The following is a 13,429-nucleotide window of genomic DNA, read 5'->3' as shown; positions in this document are numbered from 1 at the left end:
TCAACCCGCCCCAGGTGGTCCTGGCGGCCGTGGCCGGGGTCTACCGGTCCACCGGCTCGCGCGTCATCTCGGCCTGACCCCCGTCATCGCCCGGGCCCTTCAGGCGAACGTGCCGGTGGTGGAGGACCTGGACCTGGGTGCGCAGCCGATCATCGACGGAACGCTCCTGCCGCGCTGGTCGTGGAAGGACAGGCCCGACCTGTACTCCGGCGGGCACAGGACCGCGGGACTCAACGTCCAGGCCGCTGCGCGCCGGGAGCCGGGCGCCGAGGACCAGTCATCCGGCCCCGGCACCCGGCACACCCCGGCGCGGCAGGCTCACACCGGCAGCGGAGCGGCGGGCAGCGTCCAGGCGCGGCGCGTCTCAATGCTGACCTCGACGGCGTCGCCCTCGGCGTGGATGTCGGACACCTCCGGGTCGGACTCGACGCACACGAGCGTGCCGTGGGCGGTCTCCACGGTGTACTCCACGTGGTCGCCGTAGAAGACCGAGGTCAGCACGGTGCCCCGCCGGCCGGTGAGCTCGCCGGCCCCAACGCCCCCGCCCCCGGCGCGGCCCGAGCCGTCCCCGCCGTCGTCGGCGCGACTCAGGCGCACCGACTCCGGCCGCACGACCACGCACACCTCGTCGCCCTCGGAGACGTCGGGGTGCACCGGCACGACCAGGTCCTGTCCCAGGACGTCGACCCTGGCCGCCCCGTTGCTGATGGTCCCGGCCGTGGTCTCCAGGAAGTTGGCCCGCCCGATGAAGTCGGCCACGAACACGCTGGCCGGGTGGCGGTAGATCTCCTCCGGGGTGGCGACCTGCTCGATGCGCCCGGCGTTCATGACCACGATCCGGTCCGACATGGTCATCGCCTCGGCCTGGTCGTGGGTGACATAGATGGAGGTGATACCCATGCGCTGCTGGAGGCGGCGGATCTCCAGGCGCATGCGCACGCGGAGCTTCGCGTCGAGGTTGGACAGCGGCTCGTCGAACAGGAGCACCTTGGGCCGCACAACCATGGCGCGGGCCAGGGCCACCCGCTGCTGCTGGCCGCCCGAGAGCTCGTTGGGGGAGCGGTCGGCCAGCGCCGTGAGGTTCATGGAGGCCAGGACGACGTCGACCCGGTCGCGGATCTCGTCGGCGCCCAGGCGGCGCAGCTTCAGGCCGTAGGAGACGTTGTCGCGCACGCTCAGGTGGGGGAAGAGCGCGTAGGACTGGAAGACCATCGACATGGGGCGCTTGTTGGGAGGCAGGACCACCATGTCCTCGCCGTCGAGAACGACCCGCCCGGAGGTGGCGTCCTCGAAGCCGGCGATCATGCGCAGCGTCGTGGTCTTGCCGCAGCCGGACGGCCCGAGGAAGGTGATGAACTCGCCCGGCGCGATATCGAGGGCGACGTGGTCGACGGCGACGACGTCCTTGCCCCGGTTGGCGAAGATCTTCACGACGTCGCGCAGCTCGAGTCGGCCTGCGGTCGTGGCTGCCGTGTCGGTCCCGATGTCGGTTCCGATGCTGGTCCCGGTGCCGGTCGCTGCGGCGCCGACGCCGGTGGGCGCGGCGGCTCCCGGCGCCGCCGCGCTGCCGGTCGCGCTGTCAGTTGCTGCTGCGGCCGCTGTGCTCGCTGCGTCGGCCGTGGGGTCGGTGGTGGTGCTCATGACTGGGTCCTGGTGGTTCCGGTGGTGCGGGCCGTCCCGACGGCCCCGGTGGTTCTGGTGGTCTTGGGGGTCCGGGCCGCCCCGGCGGCCCGGACGCCTCCTGCGGCGCGGGGGAGCGATCGCTCCGGAAGCGCCCGGCGGCGCGCCGTCGTCATGCTCATAGGATCGCCCCCGACTCGCGGACCCGCCTGTCCTTGACGAGCAGGTTCATGGCCCCGGTGACGACCATGACGATGAGGATCAGGATCGTGCAGAAGGCGAAGGCGTTGCCGAAGCGTCCGGCGTCGACCTCGGCGAGGATCTGGGAGGTCATGATCTTCGTGCGCGGGGTCGTGATGAAGATGATCGGCGACAGCGTCGTCATCGACCGGGAGAAGGCGTAGGTCAGACCCGCCAGGAAGGCGGGGCGGATGAGCGGCAGGGTGACCCGGCGGAAGGTGGTCAGCCCCGAGGCGCCCAGCGAGGTCGAGGCCTCGTCGATCGCCTTGTCGATCTGGTGCAGGCTGGCCACGCCCGAGCGCTGCCCGGCCGGCGTCGAGCGGGCCACGTAGACCATGACGATCGCGATGGCGCCCGCCGCGATGGCGCTGCCGCCGGCCAGCGGCGGAATGACGTTCACCGTGCCGATGGCCACCGGCACGTTGTAGGTCACCAGGTAGCCGATGCCGATGACGGTGCCGGGGACGGCCAGCCCGAGCATGCCGATGAAGTCCATGAGCCCCGCGCCGCGGCGCAGGCGGACCACGACCAGCCAGGCGATGACCATGCCCAGGACGCCGGCGATCGGGGTGGCGATGAGCGCCAGGATCGTGGTGTCGATCATGGCGTCGTTGCCGATCCCGGACAGGATGTAGGTGAAGTGGCGCAGCGTGAAGGAGTTGTTGACGCCGAGGATCTCCACGAAGGCGCCCACGATGACCGCCGCGTAGACGACGACGACCAGCGCGAGCATGAGGGCGGCCAGGGCGAGCAGCGGGATGCGGGTGAGGTTGTCGCGGACCTGCTTGACGCTGCCGGCGGGCTTGCCGGTCACCGTCACGGTGGAGGTCCGCTTCGACCAGTAGCGCTGGAGGAGGAAGACCAGCAGCGAGGGGACCAGCAGCACGAGGGAGTAGGCGGCGCCGGCGGCCGTGTTGTAGTCGCCGGTGATCGCGATGTAGGCCCGCGAGGCCAGCACCGTGTAGTCGCCGCCGATGACCAGGGGGTTGGCCAGGTCTGCGATCGCCTCGACGAACAGCAGCAGGAAGGAGGCGGCGATGCCCGGGACCATCATGGGCAGGGTCACCGTGCGGAAGATCGTCCAGCGGCTCGCCCCCAGCGAGGACGCCGCCTCCTCCATGGCCGGGTCGAGGCTGCGGAACATGCCCAGCAGGTTCATGTAGGCCACGGGGAAGAAGGACAGGGTCAGCACCAGGGTCAGCCCGCTCAGTCCGTAGATGTTCCACTGCTGGCCCAGCAGCTGCTTGGAGACGAGGCCGTTGCGGCCGAAGAGCGTGATCGACGCCGTCGCCACCGCGAAGGGCGGGGAGACGATGGGGACCAGGCACACGAGGTGGAAGAGCCGCTTGCCCCGGAAGGCCACGCGGGCCTGGACGTAGGCGAGCATGAATCCGACGGCGGTTCCCAGCGCCCCGACGACGGTGCCCAGCACGAGCGTGTTGAGCACGATCGTGCGGTTGGTCGTGGAGGAGAACAGGCCCGTGAGGACCTTGAGGCCGGGTGCGGAGAAGGCCTCGGCGAGGACCCGGATCAGGGGCAGCCCGACGAGCAGGATGAGCAGGAGGAGGACGACGCCGGTGATGGCGAGCGTCACGGGGTCCTGGCGGACCTTCGTGCGGTCGCGGGAGCGGTCGCGGGCGAGCGCGCGGCCGGGCTGAGCCGGCGCGGCGGGTGAGACGGCGGTGGCGGACATAGGGTCTCGGATCGTTGTGCGGGCAAGGGGCGGCTGGGCCGGACTCAGTCCTTGGGGGCCGCGGCGACCTCGTCGTCGAAGCGGGCCGTGAGCTCGGGCTTGGCCTGCGCGGCCGCTGCGAAGTCGTAGTCGATGAGGTTGACGGAGTCGAGGTCGACCATCTTGTCGGAGTGGTCGGCCTCGGGGTTGGTCAGGACCTGGTAGGAGCCGACCGTCGGGCCCACGTTCTGCCCCTCGGCCGAGATCGCGTAGTCGATGTACTTCTGGGCGGCCGCCTTGTGCTTGGAGCCGGCCACCAGGGCGACGCCGCCGATCTCGTAGCCGGTGCCCTCCTTGGGGAAGGAGACGGTCAGGTCGGTCATGCCCTCCTCCTGGTACTTCACGCAGTCGTGGGAGAAGACCAGGCCGACGGCGGCCTCGCCGCGGCCGGCGATCTGGCCGGGCGCGGTGCCGGACTTGGAGTACTGGAGGACATTGGCGTGCATCTTCTTCATGTAGTCCATGCCGGCGTCCTCACCGCCGAGGCGGGTGACCTGCGTCCACAGGGTGGTGAAGGCCGTGCCGGAGGTCGAGGGGTGGGCGGTGGAGACCTGGCTCTTGAGGGTCGGGGCGAGCAGATCCTCCCAGGACTCGGGGGTCTTGGCGCCAATGGCGTTGAGCCGGGTCCTGTTCGAGCAGAAGCCGAGCACCCCGACGTACACGCCGGTCCAGCTGCCGTCGGCATCCTTGTACTTGTCGGGGATGGCGGCGGCCTCGGGCGAGACGTAGGGCTCGATGAGGCCCTGGTTGGCGGCCTCGCCGTAGCCGTCAACGGGGCCGCCGTGCCACACGTCGAACTCGGGGTTGTCCTTGGCGGAGGCCAGGCGCGCGACCGCCTCCCCGGAGGACAGGCGCACATAGGTCGCCTGGATGCCGGTCTTCGCGGTGAACTGGTCGGTCCAGGCCTTGCACAGGTCCTCCATGGCGCCGCAGGCGATGGTGATGGGGCCGTCGTCGGACCCGTCGCCGGAGGAGGTCGTCTTTCCGGCGCATCCGGCCAGGGCCAGGCTGATGGAGACGGCGCCGGCGAGGAGGGCGCCAGCCCTGCGGGAGAGCGTGCGGTGGGAGAGCATGGGAAGCCTTTCGGTACTGCGGCGCCACATCGCGCCGCTCGGCGCCATAATCGCCCGAGCCCCAGGAGCTGAGCGGGTCACGTCAGTGACGATTGGTGACAGGCCTGTCATTAACTGCGGGACCCCGCGGAGGGTATCGCGTCCGGTCCTCAGGGCAGCCTCGGCATGGTGTAGCCCTGGCCGCGGGCGGCGACGACGAGGTCGCCGGGCACCCCCCCGGCGCTTGAGATGGCGGCGCAGCCGGTAGACGGTGGTGCGCACCATCTCGCGCCCGCCCGCCGACTCCCCCGTCCCCCAGACCTCGTTGAGCAGGTCGGACCACGACGCGATGGAGCCGGCGTGCCGGGCCAGGACGGCGAGGAGGCGGGCCTCGGTGTCGGGCAGGGGCACCGGCCTGCCCTCCCAGGTGACCTCGCCGGTGGCGGTCAGGATGCTCAGCGCCCCGTTGGACACGGCGTCCCTGGCTCCCGGGGCGGTCCGGCGGACGACGGCGCTGGCCCGCAGCGCGAGCTCGCGCGGTGAGAAGGGCTTGGTGACGTAGTCGTCCGCGCCGGCCTCCAGGCCCGCAATGCGGTCCTCCTCGTCCCCCAGCGCCGTGAGCAGGATGATAGGGGTCGTGCTCGTGGCGCGTATCCGACGGCACAGCTCCACTCCGCCCAGGCCGGGGAGCATGACGTCCAGGATGACCAGGTCGAATGACTCCTGGCCCAGTCTCTCCCAGGCGGACTCGGCACTGGCGGCGCTGACGCACCGGAAGCCCTGGGTCTCCAGGGCGAAGGTGATGACATAGCGCATCTGGGGCTCGTCATCGACGACGAGTCCCAGCGGTTTCGGGTCGTGGGCGATCGGCTCCACCGTGTGTCTCCTGTTCTCATCATGCCCCGCCGGGCCCGGTTGCGGCATTATGACGCGCGGCGGACTCCGCAGCCCCGACGGGCTTCGCGGACCTGCCGATCCCGGCGGCCTCGGCCGCCCCGGCGTCGGGCCTTCCGGGCGCGGGCGGGCGGAGCGGCACGGTCAGGTAGACGACGGTCCCCCGCGAGGCCATGGAGTCCACCAGGATGGACCCTCCGTGCAGGGCGAGAATCTGCCTGGTGACCACCATGCCCAGTCCGACCCCGCGGCTGACCGGAGCCTCCAGGGAATTCTGTGAGCGGAAGGGCGTGAACAGCACCTCGCGCTGCTGGGGCGTCATGCCGCGGCCGTCGTCGGAGATGGTGATGAGCGCGGTGTCCTCCTCGCTGCTGACCGAGATGGTGATGGTGGCGCTCGGGCCCGCGTGGCGCACGGCGTTCGTCACCGTGTTGGCGATCGCCTGCCGCAGGAGCCGGCGGTCGGCGACCATGCGGATGGGGGCGCCGTGCTCCTCCAGCCGCATGGGCGTGCTCGCGGTGCGGCGCATCTCCTGGACCAGGTTGCGCACGAGGCGGCGCAGCTCGACGGTCTCCAGGTGGAGGGCGAACAGCGCGTGGTCGAGACGCGCTTGGGTCAGAAAGTCCTCCGCCATGCCGATGGCCTGCTCGGTGTTGTCCACAATGGTGGCCACGAAGCGCCGCTGCACCTCGTTGAGGTTGCCGGGCGTCTCCTCGGCGAGCAGTTCGGCCGAGGCCCGGATGAGGGTGAGCGGGGTGCGGATCTCGTGGGCCAGCGCGTCGCGCGGGGCGGCGTGCTGGGCGACCTGCGCGCGCAGCCGCTCGGTCTCGGCGCGCGCCAGGCGCGTGCGGCGCGCGGCCAGCGCCACCGCGCCGACAGCCCCCGCCACGGCGAGGACGGCCAGGATGGCGACGGCCCAGACGGTCCCGCTCACGGCGCGGCCCCGTCGTCGTCGGCGCCACCGGAGCCACCCTCCCCGGCCCGCGACACCGCCCGCACCAGCAGCCGCAGCAGGAGGATCGCCCCGGCCTTGTCCAGCGGCTCGTTGTTGTTGCCGCACTTGGGGGACTGCACACAGCTCGGGCACCCGGCCGCGCAGGCGCAGCCCTCGACGACGGCGAGCGTCGCGGCCAGCCACTGCCCGCCGGCCCGGTAGCCGCGCTCGGCGAAGCCGGCCCCGCCGGCGTGACCGTCGTGGACGAAGACCGTGGGCTCCCCGGTCTGCGGGTGCGCGGTGATCGACAGGCCGCCGATGTCCCACCGGTCGCAGGTGGCCAGCAGCGGCAGCATGCCGATCGAGGCGTGCTCGGCGGCGTGCAGCGCACCGGGCAGGTCAGTGGTCGCGATGCCCGCCGCCCGGGTGACGGCCTCCGGCACTGTCCACCACACGGCCGCGGTCGGCAGGACGCGCTCGGGCATGTCCAGCTGGTGCTGCGCGACCACCTCCATCCCCGGCAGGGCCAGCCTGGCGTAGCCGGTCACCTGGCTGGTGACCTCCACCGACCCGAAGGACCAGCGGATCCCCCCGCCCCACTCCCGGGCCCCGCGCTCGGCGATAATGCGCACGCTGGAGCGCTCACGTGCCCGGGTCCGGTAGCCGACCGCCGCCTTCTCGACCGCGATCGCGGCCTCCTCGGTGAGCTCGGCGACGACGTAGCTGCGGCCCTGGTGGATGTAGACGGCGCCCTCGTGCACGGTGGAGTCCGCGGCGGCGCCGTCAACCGTGCCGACCACCGCGCCCGTGGCGGCGTCGACCACCGGCACCTCCGGCGGCCCGTCCCCGCGCAGCGAGGTCAGGTCTTGGGGGCGGCCCGGCAGGCTCGCGTTCCAGTACCAGCCGGAGGGCCGACGGCGCAGCGCCCCGCGGGCCACCAGGTCGGCCAGGAGGGTCTCGTCGGGCAGCCCGAACAGCGCCAGGTCCGCCTCGCGCAGGGGCGCCTCTCCGGCCGCCGCGCACAGGTGCGGGGCGAGCACGTAGGGGTTGGCGGGGTCGAAGACGGTGGCCTCCGGGGCGGCGAAGACCGCCTCGGGGTGGTGGACGAGGTAGGCGTCCAGCGGGTTGTCGGAGGCGATGAGGACGGCGACGCCGCGGGTGCCGGCCCGCCCGGCGCGGCCCGCCTGCTGGCCCAGGCTCACCCGCGTGCCCGGCCAGCCGGCGATGAGGACGGCGTCCAGGCCGGTGACGTCGATGCCGAGCTCCAGGGCGCTGGTGGTGGCCAGGGCGCGGAGCCTGCCGCTGCGCAGGTCCCTCTCCAGCGCCCGGCGCTCCTCGGGCAGGTAGCCGCCCCGGTAGGCGGCCACGGTACTCATGAGCTCGGGCTGGGAGCGGCCCAGGGTGCGCCTGGCGCGCTCGGCGACGATCTCGGCGCTGCGCCGCGAGCGCACGAAGACGAGGGCCCGGGCGCCCACGCTCAGCAGGTCCACGAGCAGCTCGGCTGCCTCGACGACGGCGGAGCGGCGGGCCGAGGGGTCCTCGGTGGGGTCGAGCGTGTCGGGGCCGGCGGTGCCGGGGGCGGCGGTACTGAGGCCGGCGGTGCGTGGCTCGCCCGCGGTGGCTGTGCGTGACCCGCCGGTGTCGGCGGGCGCGCCGGGGGCCGCGGGCGTGGTGGTAGCAGCGCCGGCGGCCGGGGCCTCCCGGGCCCAGGCGAGCCACGGCTCGCGCAGCGCCGGCTGCCACAGGGCGAGGACCCGCTCGCCGGCGGGGGCGCCGTCGTCGGTCACGGCGACGACAGCGCCCGGCGCCGCCCCGATGAGGCGCGCGGCCGTCAGGGCCGGCTCGCCCGCCGTCGCGGAGGCGCACAGCACGACCGGCTCCGGGCCGTCTGGGCGCAGGCGGCGCACCAGCCTCAGCAGGCGGCGCAGGACGAGGGCGACGTGCGCGCCCAGGAGCCCGCGGTAGGCGTGGCACTCGTCGACCACCACATAGCGCAGCGAGCGCAGGAAGCGCGTCCACCGCTCGTGGCCCGGCAGGAGCGAGAAGTGCAGGAAGTCGGGGTTGGTGAGCACGACGTCGGCGTGGGCGCGCGCCCAGTCGCGCTCAGGCAGGGGCGTGTCGCCGTCGCAGGTGCCGGTGTGCACGGTGCGGATGGAGCCGGCCGGGACGCCGTCGGCCTGCTGGACGGCCTCGGTCTCGGCCACGAGGCGCTCCAGGGAGGCGGCCTGGTCGGCGGCCAGGGCCTTGGTGGGGGAGAGGTACAGGGCGGTCGGGCGGCGGCCGTAGGCGGAGATGCGCCCTCCGGCGTCCGGCCCGTCGCCCTGACCGTCGCCCGGCCCGCCGCCCTGGGCTGCGAGCACGCCGGAGACGATCGGCAGCCAGGCCGCCAGCGACTTGCCCGACCCCGTGCCGGTGGCCAGGACCGTGTGGCGGCCGGCGTGGACGGCGTCGGCGGCCCGGGTCTGGTGCGTCCACGGCGCCTCCACCCCCAGGCGCCCGTAGGCGGCCACGAGCGCGGGGTCGGCCCAGGTGGGCCAGGCGGCGTGGCGGGCGGGGCGCGCGGGGGTGCGCCGGAGGTGGACGAGGCGGCCGTCGCGCGCACCGATGCTCTCCAGGAGCTCGGTGAGGTCGCGTCGGGTGCCGTCTGCCATGGGTCAAGTGTGCCGCAGGGGTGCGACACGAATCCGCAGGGGTGCGCCCGCGGCCGAGGCGAGGTCGGCGTGGAGGCTTGCCGGGTGTGGACGTCGGCGGTTCGGGTGGGTCATAATGGTGGGGAGCCACCCGGTTGGGCCCGGATGGCTCCCCTGGCAGGCGGCTCAGCTGAACCACCTGCCGAGGGCATCCACAAGGACACCAACGGCCCGGATCAGGCGAGCGAGACCGGTCAGGACGTCGCTCACCTTCCGGGCCGTATCCTTGTCCTTGCGGATCTTGACGTGTCTGCCTCTCGGCTTGGACACGGCCCCCACCTCCTCCCTGGCTCCTTAACTTCCCCGGCAAGGACACTGGGTGTTCCGGGAGAAGGTGCCGGAGAAGGCCCCACCAGTATGCCGTGCGGACTGTCCGGTCGGCCACAGTCCCGGCTTGCTGATACGCCTGTCGCCCCATGGCTCCGCGTGCGGTCCCATGACGGGTGGGACCCTGAGACCCGAAGGATGTGCATGAGCTTCAAGGCCCATCTCGTGGCCGTCTCGCCGACGGTGCCGCGTCTCGACATCCTTGCGCATCCGGAGGGCGGGCCCGAGGGCGCGCAGGCCTTCATCGACCGGTCGGTGCCCGGATGGAGGCTGACGGGCGAGACGATCTCCATGCTCGCGGGTCGGGGCGTGGAGGGAGCCCGTTACATCGGCACCTGGGGGCCAGCGCCCTCATCCAGGGCGACGGCGCCGGGGTTCTTGCCCGAGACCTGCGTGCTCGTCGCGAGGACGGCGATCCCACCATCTACAAGCTGGACGTGTGGGGCGGGATCAACTCCTTCAGCTTTTGCGCGGTCGGCGATGGGATCAGCCGTCTCGTCGAGGTGAGTCTTGAGCAGCTGTTTCGGGCCCTTCGGGGACTGGGACGATGAGGACGGGTCGCGCATGATTCTCAAGACGAGTGGCGAGCCCCTGCTACTGGTACGGCGTCTACCCCGATGGCCCGTACGAGCCGGAGAACATGCCTGTGGACTGCGAGACCTTCGGGGAGGACGCGTGGACGTGGCTCGTCGGCCTGACCAGCTCCTTCGGGCGCGTGCCCGGCCGTCTCGCCGGGCTGGTCGAGCAGCGGGTGGCGGAGAAGGGCCGGCTCGTCGTGCACGTGGCCCTGCCCGCCTGACTCGTCCGGCCGCAGGCCCGCTGTGTGCGGGGCGGGGCCGGGTGTCCGTCAGAATGACATTGGAGGCCCAGGGCGTCGTGCCTCTCGGAAGAATCCTTGCGATCATGCGGTTTTTCTCTTGCGCGTCTGGGCCCGGAGGGGCCAATGTCATTCTGGTGGACACCTGCCGGCTCGGAGTCGGTTGACGCGCGGCCCGGCCCTTCTTCGCCGGAACGCGGGTCCGCTACGACCAGCTTGACGAGGACGTCACCGCAGGCCGCGTCACCGCCATCCACCGTGGAGCACCCCGCGATGGCTCGCGCACCAGCGACAGCGCCCGCGGCTCCCGTTTCGCCGCAACCCGAGCCCGGCGCCGGCACATGAGCGTAGCGGCCCGTACTGGCCTGCCGGGTGTGGACGTCGGCGGTTCGGGTGGGTCAAAACGGTGGGGAGCCACCCGGCGGGCCCGGATGGCTCCCCTGGCGGGCGGCTCAGATGAACCACCTGCCGAGGGCATCCACAAGGACACCAACGGCCCGGACCAGGCGAGCGAGACCGGTCACGATGTCGCTCACCTTCCGGGCCGTATCCTTACGCCCAACAGCCCGCTGAAACGGTCGACGTGGCATGCGAGCTCGTCGGCCACGCGGTGCTTCTTGGTGTCGAGAGTGTCGGAGCCGGCGGTCCTGCGGAACCGCGACATGGGCGGGAGGATGCGTGAGACGGCGGTTCCTTCGACGCCGATGCGTGCGAGTCCCGCCACAGCGGCCGCCACGAGCCGCCTGGTCGGCTCGGCCTTGAGACGCTCCTCGGAGATGAGGGCATCGAGCTCGGCTTGTTGGCGGTCCGTAATGTGGGCCTCCCACTGGGCGGCGACGTCGCCCGTCGAGGACACGGAGCGGACGAAGTCCTCGATGAGGTCGCGCTTGTTGTGCAGGGACGGGCTGGAGGCCAGTGCGCGTGTGATGTCGGCCGGGATCTCGTGGTCGACGTCGTCGAGGACATCGGCGTCGGCGAAATCGTCGAAGCTCGTCAGGATGTTGCGCAGCCGCAGGATCGCCCCGAAGAGCCGGATGAAGCGCTTCTGCTCGCTCTCGGAGGCGATCACTCTCCGGGCTCGAAGCTGGTGCGCAACTCGCTCACCTTCTCAAGGTACTCCTGGAGGTACTCGGTGCAGGGGCGCAGGAGCCGGACGACTGAGTCGATTGCATATCCTGATTGGTCGAGGCGCGGCGCATCTGGGAGCAGGGCGAGGCCGAGGAGCGCGCGGGGCGCGCAGCCCTCGCCCGCGCCGCGGCGCGCAGGCGCGAGGCCGTGGCCCTGCTACGAGAGCAACGGCACTACAGCGCCTCTGATACGGCCCGGATACTCGGAGTGACGCGGCAGAGGATCTACCAGCTCGCACGATGAAGCCGCCGGAGTCGGCCCGGATCACCCGGTGGCTGCCGATGCGGATGCGCCACGCCGCCGGCTCCCGCGCGCCGCCGACCGGTCTCACTCACCACGGTCTCACTCACCACACGCCGATAATGCTCCACCAGAGGGGGCCGACCACCAGCCAGATCGCCAGGTGCACGGTCCCGAGCGCGAGCCCCGTTCGCCACCAGGTCCCCAGCTCGACGAACCCGGAGCCGAAGTACAGGGGAGCCGGCCCGTTGCCGTAGTGGGTCAGGCATCCCATGAGGGTCGGGATCGCCCCGAGGAACACCGTCAGCGGCACCCCCGGCAGACCGAGAGCCAGCCCCACCCCGAGGAAGACGGCGAACATGGAGGCGGTGTGCGCCGTGCCCGAGGCGAACAGGTAGTGGGTCAGGGCGTACACGCCCGTCAGGGCCGCGAAGGCCGCGACCGTGCCCAGGCCCCCCATCATGGAGCCGGTGCTGTCCCCGAGCCAGCCGATGAAGCCGAGCTTGTTGAGGTAGGTGCCCATCATGACCAGCGCCGCGAACCAGGTCAGGGTGTCCCAGGCCGAGCGCTCGGCCTTCATCTGCTCCCAGGTCAGCGCCCCGGTCAGCAGCAGCGCGCCCAGGCCCAGCAGGGCGACCGTCGTCGCGCTCATGAAGGACTCGCCTATCGCCCACAGCACGATCATGATGAGGAAGACCCCGAGCGTCACCCACTCGTGCGCCGTGACCCGCCCGAGCCGCCTCAGCTCGCGGGCGGCCATGACGGAGGCGTCCGGGGTGCGGCGGATCTCCGGCCTGTGCAGCGCGTAGGTGACCAGCGGCACGGCGACGACGCCGAGGAGTCCGGGCACGACCGCGGCCAGCAGCCAGCCGGGCCAGTCGACCTCGACGCCGGCCGCGGCCGCCAGCCGCGAGGACATGGCGTTGGGGGCGGCGCCGGTGAAGAAGATGACGGAGACGGCCAGGTTGAGGTTGTAGGTCGTCAGCGCCAGGTAGGAGCCGAGCCGCCGGTGGGTCTGCGGCCTGTCCGGTTCTGAGCCGAAGGCCCTGGCCACGCTCATCATGACCGGGTACACGTACCCGGAGCGGGCCGTGTTCGAGGGGATCGCCGGCGAGGTGACCAGGTCGGCCAGGCCTAGCCCGTAGGCCAGGCCGAGGCTCGAGCGGCCGAAGACCCTGACGAACAGGTAGGCGAGCCGCTCGCCCAGCCCGGAGGAGATCACCGTCCGGGCGGCGAAGAACGCGGAGACGATGAGCCAGATCGTGGAGTTGGAGAAGCCGGACAGGGCGGCGGAGACCTTGTCGGCGGAGCCGCCGTCGGGCGCGAGGACGCCAGTCGCGGCGCACAGGGCCATGGCGATGATCGACAGCGCGCCCATGGGGGCGGCCTTGGCGATGATTCCGACGATGGTGGCCAGGAAGATCGCGAAGAGGTGCCAGGCGCTGGGCTCGAGTCCCCCCCGGGACGGGGACGAACCAGACGAGCGCGCCGACGGCGAGGCAGGCGGCCAGCGCCCACGGCCTGGTCTCACGGCCCAGGCCCGGCCGCTCGGGGCCCGACGGCGCGGGCGGGGGCTGTGATGTCTGTGCCGTCGAGGCTCGGCCCGCCGGTGCCGGGCCCGGCCCGCCGCCGGGCCGGGGGGCGCGGGCGTCAATGCTGATGGCGGCCGGCCGGTCTGCGGCGCTCCCCTGCGCGGCGCTCGCGTGCGCGGCACCCGCGTCGGGGACGCTCGGGGAGGCCGGGTGGGCGTCGGCG

9 protein-coding genes are annotated in these 13,429 nt (G+C 72.4%); 1 reads left to right on the top strand and 8 read right to left on the bottom strand.

Features of this window, described 5'->3' with window-relative positions; translation table 11 throughout:
* Positions 1–318 precede the first annotated feature (318 nt).
* The 6 genes from O145_RS08235 to O145_RS18095 form a co-directional block, all read right to left on the bottom strand.
* Positions 319–1,641, bottom strand: coding sequence for an ABC transporter ATP-binding protein (locus O145_RS08235; RefSeq protein WP_084682473.1), 1,323 nt, complete (start codon positions 1,639–1,641; stop codon positions 319–321).
* Positions 1,642–1,798: 157 nt separating this feature from the next.
* A complete protein-coding gene (locus O145_RS08230; protein WP_043562193.1) occupies positions 1,799–3,553 on the bottom strand; it encodes an ABC transporter permease in 1,755 nt (584 codons plus the stop codon).
* A 44-nt stretch (positions 3,554–3,597) separates the two neighbouring features.
* Positions 3,598–5,520, bottom strand: coding sequence for an extracellular solute-binding protein (locus O145_RS19735; protein ID WP_324252496.1), 1,923 nt, complete (start codon positions 5,518–5,520; stop codon positions 3,598–3,600).
* Between the two features lie 19 nt (positions 5,521–5,539).
* Positions 5,540–6,472, bottom strand: a complete 933-nt coding sequence (locus O145_RS08220) for a sensor histidine kinase (protein WP_084682472.1) — start codon at positions 6,470–6,472, stop codon at positions 5,540–5,542.
* Positions 6,469–9,123: a DEAD/DEAH box helicase gene (locus tag O145_RS08215; RefSeq protein WP_052374865.1), complete on the bottom strand. Its 2,655-nt coding sequence runs from the start codon at positions 9,121–9,123 to the stop codon at positions 6,469–6,471. The genes O145_RS08220 and O145_RS08215 overlap by 4 nt, the downstream gene beginning before the upstream one ends.
* Positions 9,124–9,812: 689 nt before the next feature.
* Positions 9,813–10,064, bottom strand: coding sequence for a hypothetical protein (locus tag O145_RS18095; protein WP_156966663.1), 252 nt, complete (start codon positions 10,062–10,064; stop codon positions 9,813–9,815).
* Positions 10,065–10,069: 5 nt separating this feature from the next.
* Between O145_RS18095 and O145_RS18090 the strand changes: the two genes are divergently transcribed.
* Positions 10,070–10,288: a hypothetical protein gene (locus O145_RS18090; RefSeq protein WP_043562191.1), complete on the top strand. Its 219-nt coding sequence runs from the start codon at positions 10,070–10,072 to the stop codon at positions 10,286–10,288.
* Between the two features lie 550 nt (positions 10,289–10,838).
* On the opposite strand, the gene O145_RS17260 is transcribed toward O145_RS18090, so the two are convergent.
* Both O145_RS17260 and O145_RS08195 read right to left on the bottom strand, forming a co-directional pair.
* The gene (locus tag O145_RS17260) at positions 10,839–11,375 is read right to left on the bottom strand and encodes a type I restriction endonuclease subunit R, EcoR124 family (protein WP_084682470.1); all 537 of its coding nucleotides are present in this window, start codon (positions 11,373–11,375) and stop codon (positions 10,839–10,841) included.
* Positions 11,376–11,780: 405 nt separating this feature from the next.
* A complete protein-coding gene (locus O145_RS08195; RefSeq protein WP_229118441.1) occupies positions 11,781–13,205 on the bottom strand; it encodes a DASS family sodium-coupled anion symporter in 1,425 nt (474 codons plus the stop codon).
* Positions 13,206–13,429: the final 224 nt, after the last annotated feature.

The organism is Actinomyces israelii DSM 43320 (assembly GCF_000711965.1).
Classification (GTDB): Bacteria; Actinomycetota; Actinomycetes; order Actinomycetales; family Actinomycetaceae; genus Actinomyces; species Actinomyces israelii.
This window is presented reverse-complemented; position numbering and strand designations above follow the sequence as displayed.